The 19,764-nt window shown below is 39.7% G+C and carries 26 protein-coding genes; 5 read left to right on the top strand and 21 right to left on the bottom strand.

Features of this window, described 5'->3' with window-relative positions; translation table 11 throughout:
- Positions 1 to 9: 9 nt before the first annotated feature.
- From rpsH to rpsL, 19 genes are all read right to left on the bottom strand, one after another.
- Positions 10 to 408 carry a 30S ribosomal protein S8 gene (gene rpsH, locus MQE36_RS08780; RefSeq protein ID WP_242938780.1) on the bottom strand — a complete coding sequence of 133 codons (399 nt, stop codon included), beginning with the start codon at positions 406 to 408 and terminating at the stop codon, positions 10 to 12.
- A 61-nt stretch (positions 409 to 469) separates the two neighbouring features.
- Positions 470 to 739 (bottom strand): 30S ribosomal protein S14, encoded by a 270-nt coding sequence (rpsN, locus tag MQE36_RS08775; RefSeq protein WP_242938779.1) that lies wholly within the window; start codon positions 737 to 739, stop codon positions 470 to 472.
- Between the two features lie 3 nt (positions 740 to 742).
- Entirely contained in the window at positions 743 to 1,294 is a 552-nt protein-coding gene (gene rplE / locus MQE36_RS08770; protein ID WP_242938778.1) for a 50S ribosomal protein L5, read from the bottom strand.
- A 2-nt stretch (positions 1,295 to 1,296) separates the two neighbouring features.
- Complete coding sequence (gene rplX, locus MQE36_RS08765; protein WP_242938777.1) at positions 1,297 to 1,611, bottom strand: 50S ribosomal protein L24; 315 nt, start codon at positions 1,609 to 1,611, stop codon at positions 1,297 to 1,299.
- 15 nt (positions 1,612 to 1,626) lie between these two features.
- Positions 1,627 to 1,995: a 50S ribosomal protein L14 gene (gene rplN / locus MQE36_RS08760; RefSeq protein ID WP_242938776.1), complete on the bottom strand. Its 369-nt coding sequence runs from the start codon at positions 1,993 to 1,995 to the stop codon at positions 1,627 to 1,629.
- A gap of 2 nt (positions 1,996 to 1,997) precedes the next feature.
- Complete coding sequence (rpsQ, locus tag MQE36_RS08755; RefSeq protein WP_038260803.1) at positions 1,998 to 2,255, bottom strand: 30S ribosomal protein S17; 258 nt, start codon at positions 2,253 to 2,255, stop codon at positions 1,998 to 2,000.
- A gap of 17 nt (positions 2,256 to 2,272) precedes the next feature.
- Entirely contained in the window at positions 2,273 to 2,464 is a 192-nt protein-coding gene (gene rpmC / locus MQE36_RS08750; protein WP_242938775.1) for a 50S ribosomal protein L29, read from the bottom strand.
- A gap of 17 nt (positions 2,465 to 2,481) precedes the next feature.
- Positions 2,482 to 2,901 (bottom strand): 50S ribosomal protein L16, encoded by a 420-nt coding sequence (rplP, locus tag MQE36_RS08745; protein ID WP_242938774.1) that lies wholly within the window; start codon positions 2,899 to 2,901, stop codon positions 2,482 to 2,484.
- A 19-nt stretch (positions 2,902 to 2,920) separates the two neighbouring features.
- Positions 2,921 to 3,634: a 30S ribosomal protein S3 gene (gene rpsC / locus MQE36_RS08740; RefSeq protein ID WP_242938773.1), complete on the bottom strand. Its 714-nt coding sequence runs from the start codon at positions 3,632 to 3,634 to the stop codon at positions 2,921 to 2,923.
- Between the two features lie 8 nt (positions 3,635 to 3,642).
- On the bottom strand, positions 3,643 to 4,050 hold the full coding sequence (gene rplV, locus MQE36_RS08735; protein ID WP_242938772.1) for a 50S ribosomal protein L22: 408 nt from the start codon (positions 4,048 to 4,050) through the stop codon (positions 3,643 to 3,645).
- A 9-nt stretch (positions 4,051 to 4,059) separates the two neighbouring features.
- Positions 4,060 to 4,338, bottom strand: a complete 279-nt coding sequence (gene rpsS, locus MQE36_RS08730) for a 30S ribosomal protein S19 (protein ID WP_242938771.1) — start codon at positions 4,336 to 4,338, stop codon at positions 4,060 to 4,062.
- Positions 4,339 to 4,350: 12 nt separating this feature from the next.
- Positions 4,351 to 5,175, bottom strand: a complete 825-nt coding sequence (gene rplB, locus MQE36_RS08725) for a 50S ribosomal protein L2 (RefSeq protein ID WP_242938770.1) — start codon at positions 5,173 to 5,175, stop codon at positions 4,351 to 4,353.
- Between the two features lie 13 nt (positions 5,176 to 5,188).
- Positions 5,189 to 5,479: a 50S ribosomal protein L23 gene (rplW, locus tag MQE36_RS08720; RefSeq protein ID WP_242938769.1), complete on the bottom strand. Its 291-nt coding sequence runs from the start codon at positions 5,477 to 5,479 to the stop codon at positions 5,189 to 5,191.
- Positions 5,480 to 5,487: 8 nt separating this feature from the next.
- Entirely contained in the window at positions 5,488 to 6,117 is a 630-nt protein-coding gene (gene rplD / locus MQE36_RS08715; RefSeq protein WP_242938768.1) for a 50S ribosomal protein L4, read from the bottom strand.
- Positions 6,117 to 6,734: a 50S ribosomal protein L3 gene (rplC, locus tag MQE36_RS08710; protein ID WP_242938767.1), complete on the bottom strand. Its 618-nt coding sequence runs from the start codon at positions 6,732 to 6,734 to the stop codon at positions 6,117 to 6,119. Before rplC ends, rplD begins: the two co-directional genes overlap by 1 nt.
- A 152-nt stretch (positions 6,735 to 6,886) precedes the next feature.
- Positions 6,887 to 7,192, bottom strand: coding sequence for a 30S ribosomal protein S10 (rpsJ, locus tag MQE36_RS08705; protein WP_007094989.1), 306 nt, complete (start codon positions 7,190 to 7,192; stop codon positions 6,887 to 6,889).
- An 11-nt stretch (positions 7,193 to 7,203) separates the two neighbouring features.
- A complete protein-coding gene (gene fusA / locus MQE36_RS08700) occupies positions 7,204 to 9,330 on the bottom strand; it encodes an elongation factor G (RefSeq protein WP_242938766.1) in 2,127 nt (708 codons plus the stop codon).
- 19 nt (positions 9,331 to 9,349) lie between these two features.
- Complete coding sequence (gene rpsG, locus MQE36_RS08695; protein ID WP_242938765.1) at positions 9,350 to 9,826, bottom strand: 30S ribosomal protein S7; 477 nt, start codon at positions 9,824 to 9,826, stop codon at positions 9,350 to 9,352.
- Between the two features lie 20 nt (positions 9,827 to 9,846).
- On the bottom strand, positions 9,847 to 10,227 hold the full coding sequence (rpsL, locus tag MQE36_RS08690; protein WP_038260773.1) for a 30S ribosomal protein S12: 381 nt from the start codon (positions 10,225 to 10,227) through the stop codon (positions 9,847 to 9,849).
- Between the two features lie 335 nt (positions 10,228 to 10,562).
- Here rpsL and MQE36_RS08685 point away from each other — a divergent pair, with 335 nt between their 5' ends.
- The 3 genes from MQE36_RS08685 to rlmB all read left to right on the top strand — a co-directional run bounded on the left by MQE36_RS08685 (position 10,563) and on the right by rlmB (position 15,968).
- Positions 10,563 to 13,631 carry a SusC/RagA family TonB-linked outer membrane protein gene (locus tag MQE36_RS08685; protein WP_242938764.1) on the top strand — a complete coding sequence of 1,023 codons (3,069 nt, stop codon included), beginning with the start codon at positions 10,563 to 10,565 and terminating at the stop codon, positions 13,629 to 13,631.
- A gap of 12 nt (positions 13,632 to 13,643) precedes the next feature.
- On the top strand, positions 13,644 to 15,086 hold the full coding sequence (locus tag MQE36_RS08680) for a SusD/RagB family nutrient-binding outer membrane lipoprotein (protein ID WP_242938763.1): 1,443 nt from the start codon (positions 13,644 to 13,646) through the stop codon (positions 15,084 to 15,086).
- A 144-nt stretch (positions 15,087 to 15,230) separates the two neighbouring features.
- The gene (gene rlmB, locus MQE36_RS08675) at positions 15,231 to 15,968 is read left to right on the top strand and encodes a 23S rRNA (guanosine(2251)-2'-O)-methyltransferase RlmB (RefSeq protein WP_242938762.1); all 738 of its coding nucleotides are present in this window, start codon (positions 15,231 to 15,233) and stop codon (positions 15,966 to 15,968) included.
- Between the two features lie 7 nt (positions 15,969 to 15,975).
- On the opposite strand, the gene MQE36_RS08670 is transcribed toward rlmB, so the two are convergent.
- Positions 15,976 to 16,737, bottom strand: coding sequence for a rhomboid family intramembrane serine protease (locus tag MQE36_RS08670; protein WP_242938761.1), 762 nt, complete (start codon positions 16,735 to 16,737; stop codon positions 15,976 to 15,978).
- Positions 16,738 to 16,798: 61 nt separating this feature from the next.
- On the opposite strand from MQE36_RS08670, the gene MQE36_RS08665 reads away from it, so the two are divergent.
- Positions 16,799 to 18,076 (top strand): replication-associated recombination protein A, encoded by a 1,278-nt coding sequence (locus MQE36_RS08665; protein ID WP_242938760.1) that lies wholly within the window; start codon positions 16,799 to 16,801, stop codon positions 18,074 to 18,076.
- A gap of 45 nt (positions 18,077 to 18,121) precedes the next feature.
- Positions 18,122 to 18,472 carry a DUF2200 domain-containing protein gene (locus tag MQE36_RS08660; protein ID WP_242938759.1) on the top strand — a complete coding sequence of 117 codons (351 nt, stop codon included), beginning with the start codon at positions 18,122 to 18,124 and terminating at the stop codon, positions 18,470 to 18,472.
- A gap of 404 nt (positions 18,473 to 18,876) precedes the next feature.
- Here MQE36_RS08660 and MQE36_RS08655 read toward each other — a convergent pair whose 3' ends face one another.
- A complete protein-coding gene (locus MQE36_RS08655; RefSeq protein WP_242938758.1) occupies positions 18,877 to 19,665 on the bottom strand; it encodes a hypothetical protein in 789 nt (262 codons plus the stop codon).
- Between the last annotated feature and the right edge of the window lie 99 nt (positions 19,666 to 19,764).

Below are 19,764 nucleotides of genomic sequence, written 5' to 3'. Positions count from 1 at the left end.
CTTTATTTATTAGTAAACGTAACATAAAACTTCTCCACCTACGTTTTCTTTCTGAGCTTGCTTGCTGGTCATTACTCCGTGTGAAGTAGAAACAATAGCAATCCCCAATCCGTTTAAAACTCGTGGAAGTTCTGCATTACCAACATACTTACGTAAACCTGGTTTACTCACACGTTGGATCTTCTTAATTACAGGCTCTTTGGTAACCTTGTCGTACTTTAAAGCAACTTTGATAGTACCCTGTACGTTGTTATCTTCAAATTTATAACTTAAGATATACCCCTGATCGAAAAGGATCTTGGTGATTTCTTTTTTCAAATTTGAAGCTGGTATTTCTACCACTCTGTGCCCTGCGCTGTTAGCGTTTCTGATTCTTGTTAAATAATCTGCTATAGGATCTGTATACATCTGTATTTATTTGCGGTAACAGTTTTCGGCTTTCGCCGAACTTGCTACCAATTAAAAATTTTTACCAACTTGCTTTTTTAACTCCTGGAATCAAACCTTTGTTTGCCATTTCCCTGAACATTACACGAGAAATTCCAAAAGTACGCATATACCCTTTAGGTCTACCTGTTAATTTACAACGGTTGTGCAAACGTACAGGCGAAGCATTCTTTGGTAATTGCTGTAATGCCTCATAATCTCCGGCTTCTTTCAAAGCTTTACGTTTAGCGGCATACTTATCTACCAGTTTTTGTCTTTTCACCTCACGGGCTTTCATTGATTCTTTAGCCATGTCTTAGTTCTTTTTAAAAGGTAATCCTAATTCGCTTAATAATGACTTCGCTTCTTTATCTGTTTCAGCAGTGGTTACAAAGGTAATATCCATTCCTGAGATTTTGTGCACTTTATCAATATCAATTTCAGGGAAAATGATTTGTTCCTGTACCCCTAGGTTATAATTACCTCTACCGTCGAAACCAGTAGCGCTTATACCGTTAAAATCTCTAACACGCGGTAACGCAGAAGTGATCAAACGATCTAAGAATTCGTACATCTTTTCAGCACGCAAGGTCACTTTAGCACCAATCGGCATACCTTTACGAAGTTTAAAAGAAGCAACATCCTTTTTAGATATAGTAGCAACCGATTTCTGACCTGTAATATTGGTCAATTCGTCTACTGCATAATCTATTTGTTTCTTGTCGGCAACAGCTGCACCAACTCCCCGGCTTACTACAATTTTTTCAAGTTTAGGAACTTGCATTACATTTTCGTAACCGTATTCTTCTCTAAGGGCTGCTATAACGCGCTCCTTATATTCTGTTTTTAATCTTGGAATGTAAGCCATAACTAGATAACCTCATTAGATTTTTTAGAAAATCTCACTTTCTTACCATCTCTTTCTTCATACCCTACTCTTGTAGCCTCTCCTGATTTAGGATCGATCAACGAAAGATTAGAAATATGAACAGGAGCCTCTTTCTTAACGATCCCTCCTTGAGGATTTTGTGCACTAGGCTTTGTATGCTTAGACACAAGGTTAACACCCTCAACAATCGCTCTGTTCTTCTCACGATCTACAGTAACAACCTTACCCTCTTCACCTTTGTGATCTCCGGCAATTACTCTTACAGTATCTCCTGATTTTATTTTTAGCTTTGTCATTTCTACGTTAATGTATTAAAGCACTTCAGGTGCTAATGATACAATCTTCATAAATTGCTTATCGCGTAATTCTCTTGCTACCGGACCAAATACACGGGTTCCACGCATTTCACCGGCAGGATTCAACAACACACAAGCATTATCATCGAAACGGATGTAAGAACCATCAGGTCTTCTCACCTCTTTTTTGGTACGAACTACTACAGCAGTAGATACCTGTCCTTTTTTAACGTTTCCGTTCGGAGTTGCTTCCTTAACGCTCACAACAATTTTGTCGCCAACAGAAGCATATCTTCTTTTAGTACCACCTAATACACGGATAGTAAGTACTTCCTTAGCTCCGGTATTATCAGCTACTCTAAGTCTAGATTCTTGTTGTACCATAATTATTTAGCTCTTTCAATGATTTCAACTAATCTCCAACACTTGGTTTTACTTAACGGACGAGTCTCCATTATTTTTACTGTATCGCCAATGTTGCAATCGTTCTTTTCGTCGTGTGCAACATATTTCTTTGTTTTCAACACGAACTTTCCGTACATAGGGTGTTTTACACGTTTAACCTCTGAAACAACAATAGATTTCTCCATTTTGTTACTGGTAACTACCCCTACTCTTTCTTTTCTTAAACTTCTTTTTTCCATCTTAAAGCAGAATCGAATTATTGTAATTCTCTTTTAGTAAGCTCTGATGCCAGTCTCGCTACAGTCCTTCTTACACCTCTAATCTGAAGTGGGTTCTCTAACGGAGTAACGGCATGAGCCAATTTTAAATCTGCATACTGTTTCTTAAACTCACCAAGCTTTTCTTGCAGCTCAGCAACAGACAATTCTTTAATTTCCGACTGTTTCATAATCAATTTTCAATTAATTAAGCCTTGTAATCTCTTGCTACAACGAATTTAGTTTTCACAGGAAGTTTCTGAGCTGCTAAACGCAATGCTTCTTTAGCAACATCCAGAGGAACACCCCCAACTTCAAACATAATTCGGCCTGGTTTTACAACTGCTGCCCAGTATTCTGGAGCACCTTTACCTTTACCCATACGCACCTCTAAAGGCTTCTTAGTGATTGGCTTGTCCGGGAAGATCTTAATCCACAACTGACCTTCTCTTTTCATGTAACGAGTAGCCGCAATACGAGCAGCCTCTATCTGACGAGAAGTAATGAACTCAGAATCTAACGACTTTATACCAAACATACCATTTGAAAGCTGATGACCTCTTTGAGAAACACCTTTCATACGGCCTTTCTGCTGCTTACGGTATTTTGTTCTTTTAGGTTGTAACATTTTTCTTTACTTTAAAAAATTACTTTCTACGACGAGCTTTTTTATTACCGGAAGCTCCGCCTTTGCCTTGCTTCTTAGATAATCCTGTTAACGGTGAAAGCTCTCTTTTACCGTAAACCTCGCCTTTCATGATCCACACTTTAACACCCAATCTACCATAAGTAGTATGAGCCTCTTCCAGAGCATAATCAATATCTGCTCTAAATGTAGACAAAGGAATCCTACCTTCTTTGTAAGCTTCAGATCTTGCCATCTCAGCACCGTTTAAACGCCCTGAAATCTGCACCTTAATACCTTCGGCATTCATTCTCATAGCCGCAGCGATAGCCATTTTGATCGCACGTCTGTAAGAAATCCTGTTTTCGATCTGACGAGCAATACTCGCAGCAACCAGGTTGGCATCAAGCTCCGGTCTTTTGATCTCAAAGATATTGATCTGAACTTCTTTGTTAGTAATTTTCTTAAGCTCCTCTTTTAGCTTGTCTACCTCCTGTCCGCCTTTTCCGATAATAATACCGGGACGAGCGGTGGTGATAGTAACGGTTACAAGTTTAAGAGTACGCTCAATGATTACACGTGATACGCTAGCTTTAGATAAACGAGCATGGATATACTTTCTAATCTTATCGTCTTCGGCTAATTTATCGCCGTAGTCGTTACCTCCGTACCAGTTAGATTCCCATCCTCTAATGACACCAAGGCGATTTCCTATTGGATTTGTTTTTTGTCCCATTGTCTATCTTAACTTTGCGTGTTATTATTAGCTCCAAGCACGATAGTTACGTGATTAGAACGCTTTCTGATTCTGTGTGCTCTACCTTGAGGGGCAGTACGAAGTCTTTTCAACATACTTCCTCCATCAACTTTTATCTCCTGAACGATAAGATCTGCGTCTTCCAGACTAGCCTCTTCGTTCTTAGCCTGCCAGTTAGCAATAGCCGAAAGCAATAACTTTTCTAAACGCCCAGCTGCTTCCTTCTGACTAAACTTTAAAATAGCAAGTGCTTTTTCAACTTTCTGACCTCTTACCAAATCCGCAACCAAGCGCATTTTACGAGGTGAAGTCGGGCAGTTATTCAACTTAGCAAACGCTAAATTCTTTTTAGCATCTTTTATTTGCTCTGCTCTTTCTCTTTTACGAACTCCCATAGCCTCCTATTATTTTTTTCCTTTATTTTTTGCACCTGCATGACCTCTAAACGATCTTGTAGGTGAAAATTCTCCTAACTTATGTCCTACCATGTTCTCTGTAACATACACAGGAACAAACTGACGACCATTGTGAACCGCTATGGTTTGACCAACAAAGTCAGGCGTAATCATAGACGCTCTAGACCATGTCTTAATGACCGTTTTCTTTCCAGACTCTATATTAGCTTGAACCTTCTTATCTAAACTATAGTGTACAAAAGGTCCTTTTTTTAATGAACGTGCCATCTTTTAATACTTTTATTTCTTTCTACGTTCTACGATATACTTGTTACTAGCCTTAGTCTTAGAACGAGTTCTATAACCTTTAGCCGGTAAACCTTTTCTAGATCTTGGGTGACCTCCTGAAGCTCTACCTTCACCACCACCCATCGGGTGATCTACCGGGTTCATCACTACCGGTCTGGTTCTCGGTCTTCTACCTAACCATCTGCTTCTACCCGCCTTACCAGACACCAATAACTGATGATCAGAGTTAGACACAGCACCGATTGTTGCTACACAGTCTGCTAAAACCAATCTGGTTTCGCCAGAAGGCAACTTCACAACCGCATACTTTCCTTCACGAGCCATCAACTGAGCAAACGCACCGGCTGAACGTGCCATTACAGCACCCTGACCCGGACGTAACTCAATACAAGAAATAATAGTACCAAGAGGCATGTTTCTTAACGGCATGGCATTACCAATTTCCGGAGCCACATCAGCACCGGAAGCTACAGTTTGACCTACCTGCAAGCCATTTGGCGCAATGATATAAGATTTCTCACCATCGGCATACTGTATCAATGCAATGAATGCAGTTCTGTTTGGATCGTACTGAATAGACTCAACAGTAGCCTCAACACCTGTTTTAGCTCTCTTAAAGTCAATCACACGATACTTTCTCTTATGACCACCTCCTAAATAACGCATGGTCATTTTACCTTTGTTGTTTCTACCTCCCGATTTTTTTATCGGAGCGAGTAAACTCTTCTCCGGCTTATCAGTGGTAACGGCATCAAAACCGTTAACCACTCTAAAACGCTGACCAGGAGTAACTGGCTTTAATTTTCTTACTGACATTTCTTAGTCTTTCTTAAATATTACTATATACATCAATAGTATCTCCTTCCGCTACTTGTACAATCGCCTTCTTAACAGCATTCGTCTTACCGTGCTGAATTCCGGTTTTTGTGTAACGTGTTTTTCTTTCAGGACCGTAATTCATTGTACGAACTTTTTCAACAGTCACCCCGTAAGCATTCTCCACAGCTTCTTTGATCTGCAACTTGTTAGCTTTCGGGTTTACAATGAAACCATAACGATTATTCAATTCGCTATCAGCGGTCACTTTTTCCGTAATAATTGGTTTAATCAACACACTCATCTGGCTTCTTATTTACTTAAGTTCGACTCAATTCCTTCTAAAGAACCCTCTAAAAGCACTATATTGTTAGCATTAACAATCCCATAAGTACTTAATTCTGAGCTAGTTACAACTTTAGAACTCTTTAAATTGCGTGACGACAAATATACATTATTATTTGTATCACCCAACACAAACAAAGATTTTTTATCGGCTAACCCTAAAGCTTTCAAAACGTTAGTGAAATTTTTAGTCTTTGGCGCATCGAAATTAAAATCTTCTAAAACGATAACCGATTGCTCTTTTGCCTTTAAACTTAAAGCAGATTTACGAGCCAATCTCTTTACGTTCTTGTTTAATTTTTGCGTATAATCTTTTGGCCTTGGTCCAAAAATCCTACCCCCACCAACAAAAACCGGCGACTTGATACTACCTGCTCTGGCCGTACCTGTACCTTTTTGTTTTTTGATCTTACGGGTACTTCCGGCAATTTCAGCTCTCTCCTTAGACTTGTGAGTTCCCTGACGCTGATTGGCCAAGTAACGCTTTACATCCAAGTAAATAGCATGGTTGTTAGGCTCTATACCGAAAACCGAATCAGAAAGTGTAACTTTTCTCCCGGTTTCTTTTCCATTTATATCTAATACTGCTACTTCCATTACTTCTGAATGATTACATAACTGTTTTTATGCCCGGGAACACACCCCTTAACAACGATAAGGTTCTTTTCCGGAACTACTTTCAACACCTTTAGGTTTTGAACTGTAACTTTTTCGCCACCCATTCTACCGGCCATTCTCATTCCCTTGAATACTCTCGCAGGATATGAAGCCGCACCAATCGAACCGGGAGCTCTTAAACGGTTGTGCTGACCGTGGGTTGCCTGACCTACACCGGCAAAGCCGTGTCTTTTAACAACCCCCTGGAATCCTTTACCTTTTGATGTACCAGACACATCAACAAATTCACCCTCTACAAAATGCTCTACCGTTACAGTATCACCTAATTTATACTCTCCTTCAAAATCCTGGAATTCGACAACTTGTTTTTTAGGAGAAACACCTGCTTTTTTAGCATGACCCAACTCGGCCTTGTTAGCACGTTTTTCTGCCTTGTCATCGAAACCAAGCTGAAGAGCTTCATACCCGTCAACCTCTTTGGTTCTGACTTGGGTAACCACGCATGGACCAGCTTCAATTACTGTACACGGCAAATTTTTACCGTTTTCGTCGAAGATACTGGTCATACCAATTTTCTTACCAATTAACCCAGACATAATTACTATTTATTAATATTACTTATTTACAAAATTTCAGGGCCGAAAAAACACGTTCAACCCTGAAATGCATTTTTTCACCGTTTTTCCCTTGCTCAAAGCTCAGGACATGTTTTAGGCGAAGCCGGTTGGCTTCGCCCAATATTGTATTATCAAACCTTGATCTCCACTTCTACACCACTAGGAAGCTCTAATTTCATCAAAGCATCGATAGTTTTAGAAGAAGAACTGTAGATATCTAACAATCTTTTATAAGAGCTCAACTGAAACTGCTCTCTGGATTTTTTGTTCACGTGAGGAGAACGCAAAACAGTAAAGATCTTCTTATGAGTTGGCAAAGGAATTGGCCCCGTAACAACCGCACCGGTAGTTTTTACCGTCTTAACAATCTTCTCAGCAGACTTATCTACTAGATTATGATCGTATGATTTTAATTTGATTCTGATTTTTTGACTCATCTTTCTAATAATTAAGCGTTAACTCCTTTAGCATTTTTAATCACTTCTTCAGCAATATTTGAAGGAGTTTCAGCATAGTGAGAAAATTCCATTGTTGAAGTTGCTCTACCAGAAGACAATGTTCTTAATGACGTAACATATCCGAACATTTCCGATAACGGAACTTCCGCCTTGATAACCTTAGCACCCGCACGGTCACTCATGTTATTCACCTGACCGCGACGACGGTTAAGATCCCCAACGATATCACCCATGTTCTCTTCCGGAGTAAGGACCTCCAATTTCATAATCGGCTCCATAAGTACAGCACGCGCAGCTTTTGCAGCGGATTTGTAACCCATTTTAGCAGCCAATTCGAATGAAAGTGAATCTGAATCCACCGGGTGGAAAGAACCGTCTTTAAGCGTAACTTTCATGGCGTCCATTTCGAATCCGGCCAGAGGACCATTCTTCATAGCCTCCCTGAAACCTTTCTCTACTGAAGGAATATATTCTTTCGGAATATTACCACCCTTGATAACGTTAACAAACTCAAGACCGGTTTTACCTTCTTCTGCAGGCTCCATAGTAAATACGATATCCGCAAACTTACCACGTCCACCAGACTGTTTTTTATAAACCTCTCTGTGATCTGCAGTAGCCGTAATAGCTTCCTTGTACTCAACCTGAGGCTGACCCTGGTTAACCTCCACCTTAAACTCACGTCTAAGACGGTCGACGATAATATCCAAGTGAAGCTCACCCATACCAGAAATAATAGTCTGACCTGAAGCTTCATCAGTTTTAACCTGGAAAGTCGGATCCTCTTCAGCCAACTTAGACAAAGCAACACCTAACTTATCAACATCAGCTTTAGTCTTAGGTTCAACCGCGATACCAATTACCGGGTCAGGGAAATCCATACTCTCTAATACAATAGGATGTTTCTCATCAGACAATGTATCACCGGTTTTAATATCCTTAAATCCAACAGCAGCACCTATATCACCGGCCTCGATAAAATCGATCGCATTTTGTTTATTTGAATGCATCTGATAGATACGGGAAATACGTTCTTTCTTACCTGAACGGGTATTCAAAACATAAGAACCAGCATCTAAGTGACCTGAATACGCACGGAAGAATGCCAAACGACCTACGAAAGGATCTGTAGCAATCTTAAATGCCAATGCAGCAAAAGGCGCACTTGGATCCGGCTTTCTTTTCACTTCCTCCTCAGTATCCGGGTTTGTCCCGATAATATCATCCTTGTCTAACGGAGAAGGCAAATACCTGCACACACAATCCAACAAGAACTGCACACCTTTATTCTTAAATGAAGAACCACAAACCATCGGAATGATACTAAGATCCATCACAGCAGCTCTTAAGGCAGCATGAATCTCATCCTCAGTAATAGAATCCTCATCTTCAAAGAACTTCTCCATCAAAGACTCATCATACTCAGCAACAGCCTCAATAAGCTCCGCCCTGTACTGATGAACCTCATCTTTCATTTCTTCAGGAATATCAACCACATCAAAAGTAGAACCGAAGTTGTCTTCATGCCAGACAACAGCCCTGTTTTTAACCAGGTCAACAATCCCTTTAAAGTCAGCTTCATCACCTATAGGCAATACAATCGGCACAGCCTTTGAACCTAACATCTCACGAACTTGCTTACAAACATTCAGGAAGTCAGAACCCTGACGGTCCATTTTGTTAACAAACCCCATACGAGGCACCTTGTAGTTATCCGCAAGCCTCCAGTTAGTCTCAGACTGAGGCTCAACACCATCAACCGCACTAAATAAGAAAACCAACCCATCCAATACACGTAATGAACGATTCACCTCTACGGTAAAATCAACGTGTCCCGGAGTATCTATAATATTGAAACGGTATGCATTTGCATCAGCAGTCGGCTTACCGTTTTCACTAGGGAACTGCCATTCACAGGTTGTCGCAGCAGAAGTAATGGTAATACCTCTTTCAGCTTCCTGTTCCATCCAGTCCATAGTAGAAGCACCATCGTGTACCTCGCCAATCTTATGAGACACCCCTGTATAGAAAAGGATACGCTCAGTTGTTGTTGTTTTACCAGCATCAATATGAGCAGCGATACCTATATTCCTTGTATATTTTAAATCTCTTGCCATTTTATTCTAGTTGTGATGATTAAAATCTAAAGTGAGAGAATGCTTTATTTGCTTCAGCCATTTTGTGAGTATCAACTCTTTTCTTAACTGCAGCACCTTCTTCTTTAGCAGCAGCAAGGATTTCTGAAGCCAATCTCTGAGCCATTGATTTCTCATTACGCTTACGAGCATAACCGATCAACCACTTCATAGCCATAGAAACTTTTCTATCCGGCCTGATCTGCATAGGAATCTGAAAGGTAGCACCTCCTACACGACGGCTACGCACTTCTACGTGAGGCATCACATTAGACAATGCATCCTTCCACAACTCAAGAGCAGTTTTCTCATCATCTTGTTTCTTCTGATCCACGATTTCGATCGCATCATAAAAAACTTTAAAAGCTACAGACTTTTTACCATCCCACATAAGGTTGTTTACAAAACGAGTCACTAACTGATCGTTAAACTTCGGGTCTGGTAAAAGAGGTCTCTTTTTCGCCTGTCTTTTTCTCATGTCTTGTTCTTAAAAGGTTATTACTTTTTGTCTTTTGGGCGTTTTGCACCGTATTTAGATCTACGCTGCGTTCTACCTTCTACACCTGCAGTATCAAGAGCACCACGAACAATGTGATACCTAACACCCGGTAAGTCTTTAACCCTTCCGCCTCTTACTAATACTATCGAGTGCTCTTGGAGGTTGTGACCTTCTCCGGGGATGTATGCATTCACCTCATTACCATTTGTCAGACGAACCCTGGCTACTTTACGCATAGCTGAGTTAGGCTTCTTAGGCGTAGTGGTGTAAACACGCGTACAAACCCCTCTTCTTTGAGGACACGAATCCAAAGCAACCGATTTACTCTTCTTAGTAATCTTGGCCCTTCCTTTTCGTACTAATTGTGAAATTGTTGGCATAATTTACTTTACAAAAATTATTTAAATTGTTAAAAGCCTCTTTTTAGAGGGTGGCAAAGGTAGAAAATATTTTAAACAATTCAAATCCTAAAACATTAATTTTCAACAAAGTTAAAATTCCCAACCCAACTTTACAATCTTAACAAACCACAACTATACACCAAACTCAACTTCAACTCAAAACATTCAAAACATTATTATTCGCGCATAATAATGTTACAAACCCTTTTTTTTTGTGCATTTTGTTAATTTTTTCCAAATTTTAACTTAGTAACAGTTGGATATTTAACAATATTTTATCATTTTTGGTAACGACTAATTCAAATATTTTACAAATGAGAACAAAGTTTAGTGGATTTCTAACACTGTTTCTGGTGTTAGCAGTGCAAGTTGTGCTTGCACAAGAAAAAACAATCTCAGGTAATGTTATAGACCAAGACGGCTTACCATTACCTGGTGTTAACATCCTGGTCAAAGGGACCTCTAATGGTACTCAAACTGACTTTGATGGAAATTACTCGATCAACACTTCTGTCGGACAAGTATTGGTATTCTCCTATGTCGGCATGCAAACATCCGAAAGGGCGGTTGGAACATCTGATGTCATCAATGTGCAAATGCAAGTGGCAGCAGAAGAACTTGAAGGCGTTGTAGTAACTGCACTGGGTATAACAAGAGAAAAGAAAGCTTTAGGTTACGCCGTTTCAGAAATTGGAGGAGATGAATTCGAAAGAATACCGGAAGTTAACCCTGTTCAAGCTTTAGCCGGTAAAGTAGCGGGTCTTTCAGTTACTGGTTCGGCAGGTACTCCCGGAGCATCAAGTAAGATTGTCATAAGAGGGGCTTCTACATTCAGTGGCGAAACTCAACCCCTGATTGTTGTAGACGGTGTCCCTATCAACAATGACACAGACCAGTCATCCGGTCGCGACTATCCGTTTAACGCTAACCTACAAGGTGTTAACAACTCAAACAGGGCAATAGATATAAACCCAGACGACATTGAATCTGTAACGGTATTAAAAGGAGCTTCTGCCGCTGCTCTATATGGTAGTAGAGCTGGTAACGGAGTGATATTATACACCACTAAAAAAGGAAAAAAAGGAACAGGCCTCGGTGTTAAAATCACACAAACTATCGAATTCAACGAAGTTAACAAGTTGCCAGATCTGCAATCGAGATACGCTCAGGGTGCCGGAGGGGTATACAATCCTAATTCCTCAACGTCATGGGGTCCTGAAATTGACGGGGTTAATTTTCAATCGTATAACAATGTAAATAACTTCTTTAAAACAGGTCTTACCAATTCAACAACAGCATCTGTAACCGGAGGTAAAGACAAAACGACTTTTAGGGTTTCAGTAGAACATACTGATCAAAAAGGAATGATCCCAAACACATTCTACAAAAGAATCTCAACCAGAATTTCAGGTTCTAATCAAGTAAGTGATGTATTCAGTTACAGAGGTACAGTAGCCTATATCAACTCTAAAAACAGAGCTGCTCAAAACGGTAGTAATCTTTCGGGTGTAATGCTAGGACTCTTAAGAACATCACCGAATTTTGATATCAGAGAATACGAAAATCCGGATGGCACGAACCGTTCGTATAACGGTTTTTATGACAACCCTTTATTTACGGTATACAGAAACCCATTCGATTCAGAAGTTAACAGAATCATAGGTAACGTCTCTGCAAGTTTAAACTTCAACAAATATTTAAACTTTACATACAAAGCAGGTATAGATGCATATAGCGACAGAAGAAGACAAATATTTTCTGTTTCCAGTTTCCAGAACAATTCCGGTGATGGCTCAGGTGAAGTTGATTATAATGACCTAATCAAAAAGGATTTTTATGCTGATGCTATCTTATCCGGTGAATTTGAAATCGGATCTAAAAACCTGATCTCTTACCTGGCAGGACATAATATATATTATAAAAATTCTGCCGACCTGTATACCCGAGGTGAAGGTTTTGCCATCCAGAACGGATACTATAACTTAGACAACGCCTCTAACAGATATGCTTCAAATTACGAGCAAAGTGAGTTTAGTACGGCTTTATTTTTTGAATTAAAGTACGACTTCAACAACCAGCTTTATTTAACTGTTTCCGGTAGGAATGAAAGCAGTTCTACATTTGGCGAAAACAACAGAACATTCTTCTACCCGTCTATTTCCGGTTCTTGGATTTTCTCTGAGACTTTCAACTTAAAAGACTCCTGGCTGGACTTTGGAAAATTAAGAGCTTCTTATGCCGAAGTAGGTATCACACCATTACCATATAACAACAAAACATTCTTTACAAACCCTAACATTACAGATGGGTTTACCAACGGATTGAGTTTCCCCTATGGTTCTGTGAACGGATTTGCTTACTCGCGTACATTAGGTAATGTGAATTTAAAACCTGAAAGAAAAATCGGAACCGAAGTAGGTCTCGCTCTTAGAATGTTTAACAGAATCAATCTGGATCTGACTTATTATCAGGAAAGAACTGAAGATATCCTAATCAGCAGGCCAATTGCCAAGTCAACAGGTTTTGCATTCTCTTATGATAACTCCGGTGTCTTGGAAAACAAAGGAATCGAACTTCAGCTATCTGGTGATGTTGTTAAAAGCAATGACTTTAACTGGAATATAAACCTTAATTACACACAATATGACTCTGAAACACTGGAACTCGCCGACGGAGTAGAAGAAGTAAGTATTGAATCTGCCTTTACTTCAATAGGTAGTTATGCCATTATTGGAGAACCAGTTGGTGTGTTCTATGGGACGAAATGGGAACGAAATGACAATGGTCAATTAATCATAGGATCAAATGGTGTTCCAATATTACAAGGTGCTCAAGGCGGCGTCGGTAATCCAAACCCAGATTGGACCGGGGGTATCAGAAATACATTCACCTATAAAAACTTTACCCTATCGGCCTTCTTAGACATTAGACGAGGAGGAGATATTTACAACGGAACATATGCCAGATTAAACAGGTTTGGTATGACACAAGAATCTGCAGAAGACCGAAATGGCACATATATCATCCCTGGCGTTAAAGAAGACGGAACCCCTAACGACATTGCAATTGATGCGAATACATACTTCAGTTCATATGTTGGAGATGGTGGAGCGGCCGCTGAACAATTTGTTGAAAAAGTAAACTGGCTAAGACTAAGAGATGTTTCTTTGTCATACAACTTCAACAAGTCTGTTTATAGTAAGTTAGGATTAACCGGACTTCAAATGTCTGTAAGTGGTAGAAATTTATGGTTAGACACAAACTATAAAGGTGTTGACCCTGAAACCAGTTTAACAGGGGCTGGATCAAATATTGGAGGGTTAGATTACTTTAACAACCCAGGTTCAAAGTCTTACCGCTTTTCTGTTAGTTTAACTTTTTAAAAGAAAATGAAAATGAAAAAAATACTAAACAAATATATCGCATTACTACTCATTGCATTAGTAACGGTATCATGTTCCAGCGATTTAGATAAGTATGCATTAAACCCTAATGACCCTGAAACAGTAACTCCTGACCTCCTGCTTACCGTGATGGAAGTAGGTACATTTTCTGTATACACGGGAAATCACACAAGGATATCCTCCCTTTTTACTCAGCATATTGCCGGGACAAGTGAGGGGCAGTTTGGACAATATTCTAACTATAATATAACCGAACAAACCATAGAAAACGAATGGGGAACTACATATGAAAACACCATTAGTCCGGGTACAGTTATCATTACCGACTTTGCAGAAGGTTATGATTATTATAATGGAATAGCAAAAATTTTATTGGCTTTTAACTTCGGTGTGGCCACAGATTTATGGGGGGACATCCCTTTTTCAGAAGCCAGCAAGATACTCAGCGGAATCAGCAACCCTAATTATGATTCTCAAGAAAATGTTATTGCAGGTATCCAAACTTTGCTAGATGAAGGAATTGGTTTACTCTCTAATCCAAACGCCGTAAACACAATTGTTCCCGGTGCCGATGATCTGATCTTTGAAGGCGATACTGACAAATGGATTTCTATTGCCTATCTGTTAAAGGCCAGATATGCTTTAAGAGCCTCGTTACGTGATGCCAGCGGCTATGATGATGCCCTGGGCTATTTAGCCAGTGCTAACTTAACAAGCTATGCTGACGACATGAATGCAGTTTTTCCTAATTCCGGAGGAAACAGTAAAAACCAATGGAAAGATTTTGAAGACAACAGAGCTAACTATATAAAAATGGGAGGTTTCTTTATTGATCTAATGAAAGATATTTCAGACCCAAGACTACCATTCTTTGCTTCAAAGGATCAATCAGGGGATTATTCTGGAAATGCCGTTGGTGACATTAACACAACCTCAACTTCAAAAGTTGGTCCCGCTATATCCAGTAATACAGTTCCTATAGGTCTGGCTACCTACGTTGAAGCCAAATTTATTGAAGCTGAAATATATATGAGAAAAAATATGGAAACAGAGGCTAAAGCTGCATTAGAAGAAGCCCTGGAAGCTTCTATCGATAAAATGGAAGTCCTAAAGTCTTATTTTGAAGGTAGTGATGCCAATATTCCAAGTATTACAACTCTTGAAAAAGAAACATTCATAACTGCTCAGACGGCCGGAACAATAACGCTGGAAGACATAATGAATCACAAATATATAGCGCTGTTCTCCTCAATTGAACCTTACAATGATTATAGAAGGACCGGATTCCCTGCTCTTACAGTAAATCCAAATGCTGCTAATAATATAAGTGTAATTCCTGTTAGATTCCCAACCGCTTCTACTGAAAGGCTATATAACGACAACGCTATTGTAGAAGACGACATCACTATTCCTGTTTGGTGGGATGTGAATTAATTATAAATTAGATTTTTATTTCCAAATAAAACAAAAGAGCCGGCCGGCTCTTTTGTTATTTATATACATATCCTCCCATATACATTTCTTGCTTTTCCGACATTATCAATTAATTTAATTTCCTTTTCCCTACCTTTGCACCTTATGAAGAACGAGTACCAGATTTACGGCATCAGAACTGTTATCGAAGCCATCAATAGCGGCAAGACAGTCGACAAGATTTTTATTCAAAAAGGATTACGTGGTGATCTTATCAACGACCTGGAAAACCTGGTCCGCAAAGAAGGGATCAGCGCTTCTTATGTCCCCGTAGAAAAACTGAACCGGCTATCTAAAAAGAATCACCAGGGGGTAATAGCCAACACTTCGCCTGTTGAGTTTCACGATTTAGACAACCTTATCCTTGAAGTAATTGAATCAGGGAAGACCCCTCTTTTCCTGATCCTGGATCAACTGTCAGATGTACGTAATTTCGGAGCTATTATCCGTACGGCCGAATGTACCGGCGTACATGGTATCATCATCCAGAAAAAAGGATCCGCACCCATTACTGCCGATACGGTAAAAACATCTGCCGGAGCTGTATTTAACGTTCCAATCTGTAAAGTAGACCACATAAAAGACGCTATTTTTCACCTTCAGGCATCAGGGATCAAAACTGTTGCCGCTACCGAAAAAACAGAAAGCACTATTTACGATGTTAACTTTAAAGAACCCACAGCTATTATCATGGGAGCCGAAGATGTAGGTATCTCCCCTGCCGTGTTAAAGTTAATCGATGAAAAAGCAAAATTACCTATGTACGGATCTATAGGCTCCTTAAATGTATCTGTAGCCTGTGGTGCTTTTTTATACGAGACGGTTCGTCAGCGACTTGCATAACCACAACCTAATCACCTGGTGTATCTTTCTTCTTGTAATGATAATTGATCTGGATATTTTTCCCGGTTGAGATGGTATCGTCATAAGCTTCCGGATCATCTTCCATCTCACTCGACGGAATAAAATTCCCTTCTTTATCAAAATGCCTGAGAAAAGGATCATCAAGCTCAGAAGAAGGCTCCTCCCATTTGTACCTTTTCGGTTTGCCCGGATTATATTTTATAAAGTATGCCAATAAAAATCCGGTAAGTAATCCCGATAAATGGCCTTCCCACGACATCCCCTGCTTAATAGGGAATACATACCATAGCATTCCTCCATACATAAAAACCACTATCAGCGACAAAGCTATCAACCGGTAGTACCGGGTAAAAATCCCTTTAAAAAATATAAAACTGACCAGCACATATATTAAACTGCTGGCCCCTATATGGTAGGACGACCGCCCAATAAACCAGGTCAGCAGCCCGCTTATAAGTACCCCCATAACAAAAACCTTAAGAGCCACCTTCCTGTAAAAAAAAACTAAGGCCCCCAGCAACACAAAAGCCGGAACGGTATTATTGTACAAATGGCTCGTAGACGCATGAATAAAAGGACTGAACAAAACTCCTCTCAACCCAGAAATTCTTCTCGGATAAATACCATAGCTGGTCAGGTCTTCGCCAAATACAAATTCGAACCAGTAAACAAACCATATGGTAAGCACAAACAACAAGGGCATTAAAAGAACATTAACATCAAACTTAAACCCCGTATATTCTTTCATTGTAAGAGACATAATTGCTAAAATTGTAAATTCCCCAACGGAAATATAGTAATTTTGATTTATGAATGAACCACTCGCTGAACGAATTCGACCAAAGACACTTGACGATTATATCAGTCAACAGCACCTCATTGGCGAAGCAGGATCTTTAACCTTACAGATAAAAAAAGGTATTATACCTTCCCTAATTCTTTGGGGACCACCAGGAACCGGAAAAACCACGCTGGCCAATATCATTGCCAACGAAAGCGGCAGACCCTTCTATACATTAAGCGCCATTAGCAGCGGGGTAAAAGACGTACGGGAGGTCATAGAAAAAGCAAAACAGAGCGGAGGACTTTTCACTACCAAAAACCCAATACTGTTTATCGATGAGATTCACAGGTTCAGTAAGGCGCAACAAGACTCTTTACTCGCAGCAGTTGAAAAAGGATGGGTTACCCTTATCGGTGCTACTACCGAAAACCCAAGCTTCGAAGTAATCCCCGCTTTACTCTCCAGGTGCCAGGTATATATCCTTAATCCCTTCAATAAAGAAGATCTCGAAAACCTATTACAACGTGCTATAGAAAAGGATGAAATCTTAGTCCATAAAAAAATAAAACTCAAAGAAACCGAAGCCTTGTTACGGCTATCTGGAGGTGATGGAAGAAAGCTTTTAAATATTTTTGAACTGATTATTAATGCCGACGGAAAAGACCATATCGTAATTACCAACGACATTGTTCTTCAAAAAGTACAGAAGAATACGGTACTTTACGACAAAACAGGTGAACAACATTACGATATCGTTTCGGCTTTCATCAAATCGATACGGGGCAGCGACCCGAATGGAGCTGTTTACTGGCTCGCCCGCATGATCGAAGGAGGAGAAGACGTTAAATTTATTGCCCGCAGGATGCTCATTGCCGCTTCCGAGGATATTGGTAATGCAAACCCTACCGCCTTAATAATGGCTAATAACACTTTTCAGGCAGTTACAACCATCGGCTATCCTGAAGCCAGGATAATCCTGAGCCAGTGTGCTATTTACCTGGCTACTTCTCCTAAAAGCAACGCCTCCTATATGGCCATAAACGAGGCCGTGCAGAAAGTAAGGCAAACAGGCGATCTTTCGGTACCTCTACACCTCAGAAACGCACCTACCAAACTGATGAAAGACATAGGCTACGGTAAAGATTACCAGTATGCTCATAATTATGAAAACAATTTTATTGAACAGGAATTTTTACCCGATGAAATAAAAAACACCAAGTTTTTCACCCCCGGTAACAATCAACGTGAAAATGCATTGCGTGAATACCTGAAAAACAAATGGAAGAACAAGTACGGATATTAATATTGAAACGTTGATCGCTATACACACTTCACAATAAATAACGTTATGAAGAACACCAGAATATTTAAGATGTCGTTTGCAAGTGTCTACCCTCACTATATTCAGAAAGCAGAAAAAAAAGGCCGTACCAAAGAAGAAGTAGACACCATTATCTACTGGCTCACAGGATACAACAAAGACACTTTACAACAACAAATCGATAATAATACCGATTTTGAGACCTTCTTTGCCGAAGCTCCCCAAATAAATCCGAATGTTTCAAAAATTAAAGGCGTAATATGTGGTTATAGGGTAGAAGAAATAGAAAACGAACTGATGCAAAAAATCAGATACCTGGACAAACTCATTGACGAACTTGCCAAAGGAAAGGTTATGGAAAAAATCCTGAGGGTTTAAACAAAAACATATTTATCTATCCAAACAAAATCTTTTTGTTATAAAGAGCAACAATAACACCTGTACAGCAAGAAAATCAAAAGCCTGAGCATATGATAGACAGGATGGCGAATTAAGGCATCATACCAGGTTAGGCGGCCCTGTGACACTACCTCGGGGTAAGCCCACCAGAGGGCCAAGTGTAAAGAAAAGGTCTGGTAGACCTTTTTAGCGATGGAGCCAGCCGGCGCATGGCAAAACATTTCGACACAAGCCCTGTGAAATTCCGTCAGGACTATTTCACAGGGCAAGCGTCGGAGCATTTAAATCCCGATGATCGAGTAAAGCCTTAAAAGCCTAATAACAGGCCATAAAAAACACCGATCATTAATCGGTGTTCATTATTCAATAACGCCCGTTAATAACTAAAACTTAATTTTCAATTCTTCTTTCATCAATTTACCCCCATCGTAATATTCAAAATACCATTTACCTGCATCCTGATATACAGTGCCGCTTAATGCACCTCTTTGTGCAATAAACATATTTTGCTGGGATGTCGCTTTTAAAAACATAACCACCTGAGGCGTCATGTCCACAAGCTGGTATCCGTTTGCTATAGGCTGTGCGTACAACGTCCCTAAATCGCTTTCACTCAATTTAGCATTTGTTACTACAGTAGCCGCCGATGCTTCAACTTCTCTTACGATCTCAGCAGGCTTTTCTACCGTTCTGGCAGGTGTTAACTGTGCGGCAGGAGTATTCCTCACCTCTACAACACTTTCTCCTTCTTTAGGCTGGTATGCATAATTAAGTGCTTTAAGCGACTTAAAAGCCCCTCTTAAAGCCTCATGATAGGCTCCCTGATACTCTTTGATCTTACTTTTACCTTCTTCGGATGTATACACGATCCTGTCTCCACAATCCTTTAAGACTACTTTCAGCTTTGTCGTAAAAAGACCTGAGTCATTTATCACATCAACTTTCAACCCCTGACAAGGATTGTTTTTTAAATCCGCAGGCATCTCATCACTATACACTGCATTAAAATTACTTTCCTCCAACAAAAACTTAGTCATAGTATTCATTCGGTATTGATTTTCTTCCTTTAAAAAATCAAACTTTTTTGGCACTACCACATATTTGTATTCATTTACTGAACTCTGTGCAAAACCATATGCACTGATTAAAAAGACAATTAAGAACTTCTTCATTATTTTACTTTTATTATTCGTAATGAGTAAAAGAGGACAAACAACAATACTTAGATTCTTTGCAAACATCAAATGTACATTTATTATACCTCTCTTTAA

Source organism: Zhouia spongiae, assembly GCF_022760175.1.
Classification (GTDB): Bacteria; Bacteroidota; Bacteroidia; order Flavobacteriales; family Flavobacteriaceae; genus Zhouia; species Zhouia spongiae.
This window is presented reverse-complemented; position numbering and strand designations above follow the sequence as displayed.